The sequence below is a fragment of the Rhodoferax sp. GW821-FHT07F03 genome, from assembly GCF_059418745.1.
This window is the reverse complement of record NZ_JBWKQM010000005.1, coordinates 30,896-43,458: the sequence shown is the minus strand read 5'-3', so window position 1 is coordinate 43,458 and position 12,563 is coordinate 30,896. Positions and strand designations below refer to the sequence as shown.

Sequence of the window (12,563 nt, the reverse complement as noted above, 5' to 3'; positions counted from 1 at the left end):
TGCAGTGGCGAAAACGGCATGCTTTTTATATGCAAGTCATGCTGCTTTGTAAGGAAAAATAACCAACTCAGGTATTTGCTGCGCGCCAGGGGCGGCGTCAAATGTCGGCATGAAAAATCCTACATCGACACCGACACTTCCGCGCCGCAGCGTCCTGCAGTGCGCACTATTCCTAGTCGCCAGTGGTTTAGCCCCGATACGCGCACGGGCCGAGGCCCCTCCGCTGATGTTGCCCAAGATTTACCGGCAAGGTGTGGCGCTGAACGGGTACTGGGTCAGCGAAAAGTTTGACGGTGTGCGTGGCTACTGGGATGGCCAGCAGCTATGGACGCGCGGCGGCCAACGCGTCACGCCGCCAGCCTGGTTCACTGCAGGCTGGCCGTCTGTGCCCATGGACGGTGAACTCTGGGTCGGACATGGCGCATTTGCCAGCGCGGTATCCACGGTGCGCCAGCAAGCGGCCAGCGATGCGGCGTGGCGCGAGATGCATTACATGGTGTTTGATCTGCCAAACCAAGGTGGCATATTTGACGAGCGACTAAAGGCGCTGCAGCAGCTGTCTTTGCCCGCCTGGGTGCAGCCGGTGGCACAGTCGCGTATTACCAGCCACGCGGCCCTGCAAGCCCTGCTGCGCAAAACCGTGGGGGATGGTGGCGAAGGCCTGGTACTACACCGGGGCGACTCGCTGTACAGCGCCCAGCGCAACGAAGATCTATTGAAATTCAAACCCTTTGACGACGCCGAGGCCAAAGTCGTGGCGCATATTCCGGGCAAGGGTAAATTCGAAGGCATGCTGGGCGCGCTGCTGGTGGAGACGCCGCAGGGTCAGCGCTTCAAACTGGGCACCGGCTTGAGCGATGCCCAGCGCCGCGATCCACCGGCTATCGGTAGCTGGGTGACGTACCGCTTCCGCGATGTCAACCCCAGCGGCATCCCCCGCTTTGCCAGCTATCTGCGGCAGCGGGAGGATGCGAATTTATGACCCTTTCGTTTCTAATTCAGTCCGAGATTGGGCGCGAAGCCGCAGACAGTACTTGCGTACGGCAAGGCGAAGCAACGACATACCGGGCTGAATCAGAGACGAAATTACTTGGGCAGCAGCACCTTGTCCACGACGTGGATGACGCCGTTGGACTGGTAGACATCGGCAATCGTCACATTCGCAGTGCCGCCTTTTTCATCGGTCACCGTGACGCCCATGCCGTTGGCCTTGGCGGTCAAGGTACCGCCGCTGACTGTCTTCAAGGTGGCCATGCCCTTGCCATCCATGACCATCTTGCCGATGGCGGCTGCGTCGTATTTACCGGCCACCACGTGGTAGGTCAGGATGGTGGTCAGCGTGCCCTTGTTTTCAGGCTTGAGCAGCGTGTCTACCGTGCCAGCAGGCAAGGCGGCAAAGGCGGCGTTGGTAGGCGCAAACACGGTGAACGGGCCGGGGCCTTTCAGCGTTTCCACCAGACCCGCAGCCTTGACAGCAGCGACCAAGGTGGTGTGGTCCTTGGAGTTAACGGCGTTGTCGATGATGTCCTTGGATGCCAGCATGGGCGCGCCGCCGACCATCACATCGGCCATGGCGGCTACGGAAACGGCCGACATCACGAGGGCCAGGCTGAAAGAGGCCAGCTTGCGGGTAGTTTGAATCGAGACCATGGAATGCTCCTAGTAGGTTGATGACAAGCCGAAATGTTGCGGCTGATCTCAATACGGAGCGGGCTCGACTTTGGATGCAGAAAACCCTTGGTGTTTCCTGGAGTTTATAAAAAACAAGCCGCCAGCGCAGGTGTTACCTGCGCTGGCGGCTACGCTTTTGATAGCAAATGCAGTTTTAGAGCTTCACGCAGTCGGCGTAGTAGTGGTGCTTGCCGTCGGCATCCACCTCTTCCACCAGGCCGTGGATGTCGGTCTCGAAGCCGGGGCACTGGGTATTGAACTCGCGCGAGAACTTCAGATAGTCCACGATCTTCTTGTTGAACACTTCACCCGGGATCAGCAGCGGAATGCCCGGTGGGTAGGGCGTGACCAGGCCCACAGTGACGCGGCCTTCCAGGTTGTCGATCTCCACCCGCTCGGTCTTGCGCAGCGCAATGTGCGCGTAAGCGTCGCTGGGCTTCATGGCCGGTGTCAGGTCGCTCAGGTACATGTCCGTGGTCAGGCGGGCGATGTCGTATTTAGCATACAGCGCATGCAGATGCTGGCACAGGTCGGCCAGACCCATCTTTTCATAGCGCGGGTACTTCTGGCAAAACTCGGGCAGGATGCGCCACATGGGCTGGTTCTTGTCGTAGTCGTCCTTGAACTGCTGCAGCGCGGTCAGCATGCTGTTCCAGCGGCCCTTGGTGATGCCGATGGTGAACATGATGAAGAAGCTGTACAGGCCGGTCTTCTCGACCACCACACCGTGCTCGGCCAGGAACTTGGTCACGATGCTGGCCGGGATGCCGGTTTTGGCGAACTTGCCGTTCAGATCCATGCCGGGCGTCACGATGGTGGACTTGATCGGGTCCAGCATATTGAAGCCGGTGGCCATCTTGCCAAAGCCGTGCCAGTTGGCCTTGGCGTTGGTCTTGGATTCGCCCTTGATGATCCAGTCGGTGGCGCGGCCAATGCCCTCCTCCACCAGCTTGTCCGGTCCCCAGACCTTGAACCACCAATCGGTGCCATATTCCTCGTCCACCTTGCGCATGGCGCGGCGGAAGTCGAGCGCTTCGGCAATGCTTTCTTCCACCAGGGCGGTACCGCCGGGCGGCTCCATCATGGCGGCCGCCACATCGCAACTGGCGATGATGCTGTACTGCGGGCTGGTGCTGGTGTGCATCAGATAGGCTTCGTTGAACAGATGCCGGTCCAGCTTGACGTTTTGCGAGTCCTGCACCAACACATGGCTGGCCTGGCTGATGCCGGCCAGCAGCTTGTGGATGGACTGGGTCGCATACACCACCGCATGCTTGGGACGGATGCGCTTCTTGCCCATCGAATGGTAGCTGCCGTAGAACGGGTGGAAGGCCGCATGCGGCAGCCAGGCCTCGTCGAAGTGCAGGTTTTCCACGTAGCCATCGAGCATGCTCTTGATGGTTTCGGTGTTGTACAGCACGCCGTCGTAGGTGGACTGCGTCAGCGTGAGGATGCGTGGCTTCACCGTATCCGCGTCCACGCCCTTGAGCAACGGGTTGGCGCGAATCTTGGCCTTGATGGCTGCGGGCTCAAATTCGCTCTTCGGAATGGGACCAATGATGCCGAAATGGTTGCGCGTGGGCTTCAGGAACACCGGGATTGCACCGGTCATGATGATGGCGTGCAGGTTCGACTTGTGGCAGTTGCGGTCCACCACCACCACGTCGCCCGGTGCCACCGTGTGGTGCCAGACCATCTTGTTGCTGGTGCTGGTGCCGTTGGTCACGAAGAAGCAATGGTCGGCGTTGAAGATGCGCGCGGCATTGCGCTCGCTGTCGCCAATCGCGCCGTTGTGGTCCAGCAGCTGGCCCAATTCTTCCACTGCGTTACAGACGTCGGCGCGCAGCATGTTTTCACCAAAGAACTGGTGGAACATCTGGCCCACCGGGCTCTTCAAAAAGGCCACACCACCAGAATGACCGGGGCAGTGCCAGGAGTAGGAGCCGTCTTCCGCATAGTCCAGCAAGGCCTTGAAGAACGGCGGCTGCACGCTCTCCAGATAGGACTTGGCCTCACGGATGATGTGGCGGGCCACGAACTCCGGCGTATCTTCGAACATGTGGATGAAACCATGCAATTCGCGCAGGATGTCGTTAGGCATATGGCGCGAGGTCTTGGTCTCGCCATATATATAAATGGGCACATCGCGGTTCTTGCGGCGCACTTCATCGATGAAGTGGCGCAGGTTCAGCACCGCCGGGTCCAGATCCGGCCCGGGCGAGAACTCTTCATCGTCAATCGACAAAATAAACGCACTGGCACGGCTTTGCTGCTGGGCGAACTGGCTCAGGTCGCCATAACTGGTCACACCCAGCACCTCAAAACCCTCTTGCTCTATGGCCTGCGCCAAGGCACGAATGCCCAGGCCCGAGGTGTTCTCAGAGCGAAAATCCTCATCGATGATGACGATAGGGAAACGAAACTTCATGCCGGCCTCCAGCCAATACGTGAATCAAGCTACCACACCCGCCCGGCACCACCCAGGGCCGCGCCAGCGGGGACAAATCTGCAAAATAGGCGCGAAGTGTAAGGACATCTGGTGAAGCTTCTCCGACACAGGGCTGCTTTTGTCCCAAAATGTGGCGCTAGCAACACAATCGAGAGCAATATGGCCGAATCGACCTTTTGGTGGCTGCTGGCAGGTGCCGCAGTCGCTGTGGAACTTGTCACCGGCACCTTCTATTTGTTAATGCTGGCCATTGGCTTCGCCGCAGCTGCCCTGGCGGCGCTATTCGGAGCAAGCACCACGGTGCAAATCCTGCTGGCCAGCGCCGTCGGTGGCGGTGCGGTCATCGTCTGGAGCCGCATCCGTGGCAAACATCCCCAAAGCCTCCCGGCCAGCGCCAACCCTGACGTGAATATGGACATCGGTGAAACCGTGGTGGTTGATACCTGGCAGGCCGACGGTACCGCCCAGGTGCACTACCGAGGCGCCCAATGGACGGTGGTGCACCGCGCTGGCAACCCGCCCAGCAGCGGCCCGCATCGGGTTGCGGAAGTGGTGGGAAACCGCCTGTTGGTCGACAAACTGTGAAACACTGGGCACCTGCCCACTACCGGAGTTGTTATGGAAATTGCCCTCGTCGTCCTCGTTATCGCCATCATCTTTGTCAGCCGCACCTTGAAAGTCGTGCCCCAGCAGCATGCCTGGGTCATAGAGCGGCTGGGCAAATACCACGGCACGCTGACGCCAGGCCTGAATTTCCTGGTGCCCTTCGTGGACCGGGTGGCCTATAAACATGTGTTGAAAGAAATCCCGCTGGACATCCCCAGCCAGGTCTGCATCACACGGGACAACACCCAGCTGCAGGTGGACGGCATTCTGTACTTCCAGGTCACGGATGCCATGCGCGCCAGCTATGGTTCCAGCAACTACATCATGGCCATCAGCCAACTGGCGCAAACCTCGCTGCGCAGCGTCATCGGCAAACTGGAGCTGGACAAGACGTTTGAAGAGCGCGACATCATCAACGCCCAGGTGGTCGCCGCCATCGACGAAGCCGCGCTGAACTGGGGCGTCAAGGTCTTGCGCTATGAAATCAAGGACCTGACACCACCCAAGGAAATTTTGCACGCCATGCAAGCACAGATCACGGCTGAACGCGAAAAGCGCGCGCTGATCGCCGCCTCCGAAGGCCGCCGCCAGGAACAAATCAATATCGCCACCGGCGAACGCGAGGCCTTTATCGCCCGTTCGGAAGGCGAAAAGCAGGCCGTCATCAACAAGGCGCAAGGTGAAGCCGCGTCCATCACCGCAGTCGCCACCGCCACCGCAGATGCCATCGAACGTGTGGCCACCGCGATTCGGCAACCCGGCGGTGAGCTGGCCGTGCAACTCAAAGTGGCAGAAAAGGCCGTCGAAGCCTACAGTCGGGTCGCCGCTGATGCCAAAACCACCCTGATCGTGCCCAGCAATATGACCGAGGTATCGGCCTTGATAGGCTCGGCCATGAAGATGGTCAACGCCACCAAACCGCAATAGGAGCCCTATGGAAGACCCGGCCATGGAACACAACGTACTCGGCTCCGAGCTGGTGCCCTGCTCCTACGACCCGCTGACGGGCTACTTCCGCGACGGCTGCTGCAATACCGACGACAGCGATGCGGCCGCACATGTGGTTTGCGTCAAAGTAACACGCGAGTTCCTGGCCTTCTCGCTGTCACGCGGCAACGACCTCTGCACGCCCCGCCCCGACTACCGCTTTGCCGGGCTCAAACCCGGCGACCGCTGGTGCCTGTGTGCCAGCCGCTGGAAGGAAGCGCTGGAGGCCGGAGTGGCCCCACCGGTGGTGCTGGACTCCACCCACATCCGGGCGTTGGAATTTGTTTTATTGGAAGACTTGTTGCGACATGCAGTACCGGGTCGAAATACCGCCGTTTGACTGCTATAATTCGAGGCTCTGGAACGGTGGATGAGCGGTTTAAGTCGCACGCCTGGAAAGCGTGTGAGGGTTAATAGCCCTCCGCGGGTTCGAATCCCGCCTGTTCCGCCAGATTGGCTTCCAAAGCCTGAAAAAAGCCCTAGCGCCTTAAAACGCTAGGGCTTTTTTTTCGACTTTTTCATGCCCAGGGCTTCAAGCAAAATACATCCAAGCACCGCCTCTATTTTTTGATCAACACGCACAAGCGCACCATGTCTATTGCCACCGAAATTTCCCCTGGCCTTACCGTCCAAGATTTCACGCCCCCGCTGCGCCTGAGCGACTTCAAACTGATCGCCTTTGACATGGACTCCACCCTGATCAACATCGAGTGCGTGGATGAGATCGCCGACGCTGCCGGTCGCAAGGCCGAGGTAGCCGCCATCACCGAAGCCGCCATGCGCGGCGAAATCACCGACTACAAGGAAAGCCTGCGCCAACGCGTGACCCTGCTCAAGGGCGTGAGCGTAGCCAGCATGGAACAGGTCTACAACGAACGTCTGCAACTCAACCCAGGTGCCGCAGCCTTGGTGGCAGCCTGCAAAGCCGCCGGCATGAAGGTGCTGCTAGTCAGTGGCGGCTTCACATTTTTCACCGACCGCATTCGTGATCTATTGCACATAGACGCCACCCGTTCCAACATGTTGGAAGCAGTAGATGGCATGCTTACCGGCCGCATGCTGGATCAGGCCTGGGGCGATATTTGCGATGGCGACGAGAAGCGCAAGATGCTGCTGCAGACCTGTGCTGAAATGGGCATCACAGCCCAGCAAACCATTGCCATGGGCGATGGTGCCAATGATTTGCCGATGATGGGCGTAGCCGGTTTGTCGGTGGCTTACCACGCCAAGCCAGCCGTGCGCGAAAAAGCCATGGTCGCTATAAACAGCGGCGGACTCGACCGTTTGTTGGAGGTAGTGCACTAATTCCGTCCCCTTCTGCGCAAGTGGTAAACGGAAGGCCTATGATGGTCGTTAAGTAGATAGAACTTTTAGCGAGAGCAGCGAATCCAGACCGTATAAGTCCATTGCAAATATTAGGAGAATGCCATGACCATTTTCACCCGCTACCAAGGCCGCTTTGCAGCAGCACAGGAAGAGGAAATGTCGGTTCAGGACTATCTGGAGTTATGCAAGCGTGACCCCACGGCCTACGCCAGCGTGGCAGAACGCATGCTGCTGGCAATTGGTGAGCCCGAGCTGGTAGATACCCGCACCGACTCCCGCCTATCACGCATCTTCGCCAACAAGGTCTTGAAGGTGTACCCCAGCTTCAAAGACCTCTACGGCATGGAAGAGGTGATAGAGCACATCGTCTCCTATTTCCGCCACGCAGCCCAAGGCCTTGAAGAGAAAAAGCAGATTCTCTATCTGCTGGGGCCGGTCGGCGGCGGCAAGTCTTCTCTGGCTGAAAAACTCAAGGCCTTGATCGAAAAAGTGCCTTTCTACGCCATCAAGGACTCCCCGGTCCACGAGTCCCCGCTGGGTCTTTTCAACCCGGCAGAAGATGCCGAGTTACTGGAAACCGACTACGGTATCCCACGACGCTACCTCGGCACCATCATGAGCCCCTGGGCGGTCAAGCGCCTGCAGGAGTTCGGCGGTGACATCACCCGCTTTCGCGTGGTGAAGCTACGCCCCTCGGTCTTGTCACAGATCGCGGTCTCCAAGACCGAACCGGGCGACGAAAACAACCAGGACATCTCGTCCCTGGTCGGCAAGATCGACATCCGCAAGCTGGAAACCTATTCCCAAAACGACCCGGACGCGTATTCATACTCGGGCGGCCTGTGCCTGTCGAATCGCGGCGTGCTGGAGTTTGTGGAAATGTTCAAGGCCCCCATCAAGGTCTTGCACCCCTTGCTAACCGCCACGCAAGAAGGCAACTACAAGGGCACGGAAGGCTTTGGCGCCATACCGTTCGATGGCCTGGTACTGGCTCACTCGAACGAGGCCGAGTGGCAGGCCTTCAAGAACAACCGCAACAACGAGGCTTTTCTGGACCGGATCTACATCGTTAAAGTGCCCTACTCGTTGCGCGTGTCCGATGAAATCCATATCTACGAAAAGCTGGTGTCCAACTCGTCGCTGTCACAAGCGCCTTGCGCTCCCGACACGCTGCGCATGCTGGCCCAGTTCTCGGTACTGTCGCGGCTGAAAGACCCCGAAAACTCCAGCATCTTCTCCAAGATGCGGGTCTACGACGGTGAAAACCTCAAGGACACCGACCCCAAGGCCAAGAGCTACCAGGAATACCGTGACTTCGCAGGTGTGGACGAAGGCATGACGGGCCTGTCCACCCGGTTCGCTTTCAAGATCCTGTCGCGCGTCTTCAACTTCGACCACCGTGAAGTTGCTGCCAACCCGGTGCACCTGATGTATGTGCTGGAGCAGCAGATCGAGCAAGAGCAGTATCCGCCAGAGGTGGAAGAAAAATACCTGCGTGCCATCAAGGAATTCCTGTCACCGCGCTACGCAGAATTCATAGGCAAGGAAATCCAGACCTCCTATCTGGAAAGCTACTCCGAGTACGGGCAGAACATCTTCGACCGCTATGTGGTGTATGCCGACTTCTGGATCCAGGACCAGGAATACCGCGACCCCAACACCGGCGAAATGCTGGACCGCAGTGCGCTCAACGACGAGCTGGAAAAGATCGAGAAGCCTGCCGGCATTTCCAATCCCAAGGACTTCCGTAACGAAGTAGTCAACTTCGTGCTGCGCGCCCGTGCCCGCCAGGACGGCCACAACCCACTGTGGACATCCTACGAAAAGCTGCGCGCGGTGATCGAGAAGAAGATGTTCTCCAACACCGAAGAGCTGCTGCCGGTGATCTCGTTCAACGCCAAAGCCAGTGGCGAAGAACAGAAGAAGCACCAGGACTTCGTCAACCGCATGATCGCCAAGGGCTATACCGAGAAGCAGGTGCGCTTGCTGTGCGAGTGGTATTTGCGGGTGCGCAAATCCTCGTAACGCAATAGCCAACCAACCCGTCTGCACCATGTGTGCAGCGCACCACAGCAGACGGGTTCCTTCAAGTCAACGGGAGACTCTATGACGGTGCGCATCGTAGACCGGCGGTTTGACAGCAAGCACAAGAGCTCGGTCAACCGCAGCCGCTTCATCCAGCGTTTCAAGGGCCAGATCCGCAAAGCCGTTTCAGACGCCGTGAACAAGCGCGGCATGCGCGATCTGGACAATGGTGAAAAAATCAGCATTCCCGGCAAAGACATAGGTGAGCCGCAGTTCGAGCACGGCCAGGGCGGCGTATGGGAAGTGGTGCGCCCCGGCAACGACCGCTTCCACCGCGGCGACCAGGTGGAGCGCCCCCAAGGCGGCGGCGCAGGCGGTAAAGGCAAGGGCCAAGCCAGCAACGAAGGCGAAAGCCTGGATGAATTCGTCTTCACCCTCACCCGCGACGAATTTCTGGACATCTTTTTCGATGAGCTGGCCCTGCCCAATTTGGTCAAACAGCAGCTAGCGCGCATAGACCAGTACCGCCGCGTGCGGGCCGGCTTTGTACAGACCGGCGTACCCACCAACATCAATCTCAGCCGCACCATGCGCGGCGCAGCCGGGCGGCGCATTGCGGTGGGCGGCCCCTATGCCGCGCAGATTCGCGCGCTCGAAGCCGAGCTGGAAGAACTGCGTAAAACCCAACCTGAGGACGACCCGGACGTGGAGCAACTGCGCCGCGACATCGCCCACCTGCGTGCCAAGATCGAAGCCGTGCCTTTTGTGGACACCTTTGACCTGCGCTACAACAACCGCGTACGCATACCCCAGCCCACGACGCAGGCCGTGATGTTCTGCCTGCTGGACGTGTCGGGCTCAATGGACGAGGGGCGCAAGAACATCGCAAAGCGCTTCTTCATGCTGCTCTACCTGTTCCTGACGCGCAACTACGAGCGCATCGAGGTGGTATTCATACGCCACCACACGGTGGCCAGTGAAGTGAATGAAGACGACTTCTTCACCTCGCGCGAATCGGGCGGCACCGTGGTGTCCAGCGCGCTCAAGCTGATGCATGAAATCATCACCGCCCGCTACAACAGCCACGCCTGGAATATCTACGGTGCGCAAGCCTCTGACGGCGACAACTGGCACGACGACTCCCCCCTATGCAAAAACCTACTGCAAGAGTCGCTGCTACCGCTGTGCCAGTTCTTCGCCTACATCGAAATAACCGAAGGCCCGCCACAAAACCTGTGGGACGAATACACCCAGCTGCAAGGCAGCGCTGGCGGCAATTTCGCCATGCAACGCATTGCCACGGTGGCCGACATCTACCCTGTGTTCCGTGAACTCTTCAAGCGGCGTGCCTGAACCATGAGCGCCTCCAAACTCCTCCCCACCGGCTCCGAATGGACCTTTGAAGCCATCGAGGCCTACGACCAGGCCATAGGCGAAGTCGCTCGCCGCTACAAGCTGGACGGCTACCCCCACCTGTTGGAGATCATCAGCGCCGAGCAAATGATGGACGCCTATGCCTCCATCGGCATGCCGGTGTACTACCACCACTGGTCCTTCGGCAAACATTTTCTGGCTACCGAAAACCGCTACAAGCGCGGCCAGATGGGGCTGGCCTACGAGATCGTCATCAACTCCGACCCCTGCATCGCCTATCTGATGGACGAAAACACCTTACCCATGCAGGCGCTGGTGATCGCCCACGCGGCCTACGGTCACAACTCCTTTTTCAAGGGCAACCACCTGTTCAAGCAGTGGACCAGCGCGGACGCCATCGTGGACTACCTGGTTTTTGCCCGCAACTACATCGCACAATGCGAGGAACGCCACGGCGTAGAAGCTGTAGAGCAATTGCTCGACGCCTGCCACGCGCTGAGCAACCTGGGGGTGGACCGCTATAAGCGCTCGCCCCGCCTGTCGCTCGAAAAAGAAACCTCGCGCCTGAAAGAGCGCGCCGAATACCTGCAAGCCCAGGTCAACGACCTTTGGCGCACCCTGCCCCCACGCGCTGAGGCCGAGGCCACGCAGGAGGAAAAGCGCTTTCCGCCGGAGCCCGAGGAAAACCTGCTGTACTTCGTCGAAAAAAACGCCCCACTGCTCGACCCCTGGCAGCGTGAAATTGTGCGTATCGTGCGCAAGATCGGCCAGTATTTCTACCCGCAGCGCCAAACCCAGGTGATGAACGAAGGCTGGGCCACCTACTGGCACTACACCCTGCTCAACACCTTGTACGACGAAGGCCGGCTGGGCGACGGCTTCATGCTGGAGTTCTTGCAGTCGCATACCAATGTGGTTTACCAGCCGCCGTACAACAGCCCCTACTACTCGGGCATCAACCCCTACGCGCTGGGTTTTGCCATGTGGCGCGACATACGCCGCATCTGCGAAGACCCGACCGACGAGGACCGCGCCTGGTTCCCCGACATTGCCGGCTCCAACTGGCGCGAGACCTTTGACTTCGCGATGCACAACTTCAAGGACGAAAGCTTCATTGCCCAGTACCTGTCGCCCCGGCTGATGCGGGAGTTCCGCCTGTTCAGCGTGCTGGACGACGACGCCCGTAAAACCCTGGAGATCAGATCCATCCACGATGACAGCGGCTACCGCGCGCTGCGCCACCAGCTGTCCGAGCAATACGACCTGGGCCACCGCGAACCAAATATCCAGGTCTGGAACGTGGACCTGCGCGGCGATCGCTCGCTGACCCTGCGCCACTTCAGCCACCAACGCCGCCCACTGGGCGATTCCAGCGCCACCGTGCTCAAGCACATGGCCACGCTGTGGGGCTTCAATGTGCGGTTGGAACGGCAAAACGCCGACGGCAGCACCAGCCTGGTGGCCGAGCACCTGAGCGAAAAGCGCCGCCGCGCGCCCGGCAAAAGCGCGCCCTGAGCGTCGGAGCACAACGCTACATCTTTTATAGCTGCCAGCGCAGATTTTTCCTGCGCTACAGCCTTCTTTTTCATAAATTTCTCGATGCGTCCATTTGCAGTGTGTGGTTTTAAAAACCATCCCTTTGCCATCCATGTGGATGGTGCATACTGCGAACATGAAATCCCCCGTTGCAACCGAGTCCGCCAAAGCCAAGGCCCAGGACTCTGAAAAAATCACCATCAACCTGGGTTTTGTGGACCTCGGCCATGTGGACCTGCTGGTGTCGGAAGGCTTCTACGCCAACCGCACAGACTTCATCCGCACCGCCATCCGCAACCAGCTGACCACCCACGCCGACGCCGTCAAGCAGGTGGTAGCGCGCAAGATGCTGGTGCTGGGCATGCAGCATTTCAGCGAAAGCGATTTGCTGGCTGTCCAGGCCGCCAACCAAAAACTGCAGATCCGTGTGCTGGGCCTGGCCAGCATTGGCCACGACGTGAGTCCCGAGCTGGCATTGGCCACCATCGACTCGCTGGAAGTGCTGGGCGCCCTGCATGCCAGCTCAGCCGTCAAAGCAGCTCTGGCCAAGCGCCAAGCCTGAAACCCCATGTCCACCGACTTACAACGA

Annotated in this window: 11 protein-coding genes and 1 tRNA gene; 10 read left to right on the top strand and 2 right to left on the bottom strand. The window is 59.2% G+C overall.

Translation table 11 applies throughout. The features are described from left to right. Positions 1-109: 109 nt before the first annotated feature. Complete coding sequence (locus tag AC07R0_RS08420) at positions 110-982, top strand: DNA ligase (protein ID WP_495104477.1); 873 nt, start codon at positions 110-112, stop codon at positions 980-982. Positions 983-1,086: 104 nt separating this feature from the next. On the opposite strand, the gene AC07R0_RS08415 is transcribed toward AC07R0_RS08420, so the two are convergent. Both AC07R0_RS08415 and AC07R0_RS08410 read right to left on the bottom strand, forming a co-directional pair. Continuing rightward, positions 1,087-1,650: a fasciclin domain-containing protein gene (locus AC07R0_RS08415; RefSeq protein WP_495076281.1), complete on the bottom strand. Its 564-nt coding sequence runs from the start codon at positions 1,648-1,650 to the stop codon at positions 1,087-1,089. 175 nt (positions 1,651-1,825) lie between these two features. After that, positions 1,826-4,099: an Orn/Lys/Arg family decarboxylase gene (locus AC07R0_RS08410; RefSeq protein ID WP_495076282.1), complete on the bottom strand. Its 2,274-nt coding sequence runs from the start codon at positions 4,097-4,099 to the stop codon at positions 1,826-1,828. A 180-nt stretch (positions 4,100-4,279) separates the two neighbouring features. Between AC07R0_RS08410 and AC07R0_RS08405 the strand changes: the two genes are divergently transcribed. From AC07R0_RS08405 to AC07R0_RS08365, 9 genes are all read left to right on the top strand, one after another. Then, positions 4,280-4,705: an NfeD family protein gene (locus tag AC07R0_RS08405; RefSeq protein WP_495076283.1), complete on the top strand. Its 426-nt coding sequence runs from the start codon at positions 4,280-4,282 to the stop codon at positions 4,703-4,705. A 33-nt stretch (positions 4,706-4,738) separates the two neighbouring features. Next, complete coding sequence (locus AC07R0_RS08400; protein ID WP_495076284.1) at positions 4,739-5,653, top strand: SPFH domain-containing protein; 915 nt, start codon at positions 4,739-4,741, stop codon at positions 5,651-5,653. Positions 5,654-5,675: 22 nt separating this feature from the next. Beyond that, a complete protein-coding gene (locus tag AC07R0_RS08395) occupies positions 5,676-6,053 on the top strand; it encodes a DUF2237 family protein (RefSeq protein WP_495076285.1) in 378 nt (125 codons plus the stop codon). 20 nt (positions 6,054-6,073) lie between these two features. Further along, positions 6,074-6,164 (top strand) — tRNA-Ser (locus AC07R0_RS08390). Between the two features lie 140 nt (positions 6,165-6,304). After that, positions 6,305-7,018 carry a phosphoserine phosphatase SerB gene (gene serB, locus AC07R0_RS08385; RefSeq protein WP_495104476.1) on the top strand — a complete coding sequence of 238 codons (714 nt, stop codon included), beginning with the start codon at positions 6,305-6,307 and terminating at the stop codon, positions 7,016-7,018. 123 nt (positions 7,019-7,141) lie between these two features. Continuing rightward, positions 7,142-9,064, top strand: a complete 1,923-nt coding sequence (locus AC07R0_RS08380) for a PrkA family serine protein kinase (protein WP_495076287.1) — start codon at positions 7,142-7,144, stop codon at positions 9,062-9,064. A gap of 81 nt (positions 9,065-9,145) precedes the next feature. Continuing rightward, positions 9,146-10,417: a YeaH/YhbH family protein gene (locus AC07R0_RS08375; RefSeq protein ID WP_495104475.1), complete on the top strand. Its 1,272-nt coding sequence runs from the start codon at positions 9,146-9,148 to the stop codon at positions 10,415-10,417. Between the two features lie 3 nt (positions 10,418-10,420). Then, on the top strand, positions 10,421-11,953 hold the full coding sequence (locus AC07R0_RS08370; RefSeq protein ID WP_495076289.1) for a SpoVR family protein: 1,533 nt from the start codon (positions 10,421-10,423) through the stop codon (positions 11,951-11,953). Positions 11,954-12,110: 157 nt separating this feature from the next. Further along, complete coding sequence (locus AC07R0_RS08365) at positions 12,111-12,536, top strand: CopG family transcriptional regulator (protein WP_495104474.1); 426 nt, start codon at positions 12,111-12,113, stop codon at positions 12,534-12,536. The last annotated feature ends 27 nt before the right edge of the window (positions 12,537-12,563 follow it).

Coding starts and splice junctions, on each gene's coding strand:
- AC07R0_RS08420 (WP_495104477.1), top strand. CDS start 110: ATGAAAAATCCTACATCGACACCGACACTTCCGCGCCGCAGCGTCCTG.
- AC07R0_RS08415 (WP_495076281.1), bottom strand. CDS start 1,650: ATGGTCTCGATTCAAACTACCCGCAAGCTGGCCTCTTTCAGCCTGGCC.
- AC07R0_RS08410 (WP_495076282.1), bottom strand. CDS start 4,099: ATGAAGTTTCGTTTCCCTATCGTCATCATCGATGAGGATTTTCGCTCT.
- AC07R0_RS08405 (WP_495076283.1), top strand. CDS start 4,280: ATGGCCGAATCGACCTTTTGGTGGCTGCTGGCAGGTGCCGCAGTCGCT.
- AC07R0_RS08400 (WP_495076284.1), top strand. CDS start 4,739: ATGGAAATTGCCCTCGTCGTCCTCGTTATCGCCATCATCTTTGTCAGC.
- AC07R0_RS08395 (WP_495076285.1), top strand. CDS start 5,676: ATGGAACACAACGTACTCGGCTCCGAGCTGGTGCCCTGCTCCTACGAC.
- serB (WP_495104476.1), top strand. CDS start 6,305: ATGTCTATTGCCACCGAAATTTCCCCTGGCCTTACCGTCCAAGATTTC.
- AC07R0_RS08380 (WP_495076287.1), top strand. CDS start 7,142: ATGACCATTTTCACCCGCTACCAAGGCCGCTTTGCAGCAGCACAGGAA.
- AC07R0_RS08375 (WP_495104475.1), top strand. CDS start 9,146: ATGACGGTGCGCATCGTAGACCGGCGGTTTGACAGCAAGCACAAGAGC.
- AC07R0_RS08370 (WP_495076289.1), top strand. CDS start 10,421: ATGAGCGCCTCCAAACTCCTCCCCACCGGCTCCGAATGGACCTTTGAA.
- AC07R0_RS08365 (WP_495104474.1), top strand. CDS start 12,111: ATGAAATCCCCCGTTGCAACCGAGTCCGCCAAAGCCAAGGCCCAGGAC.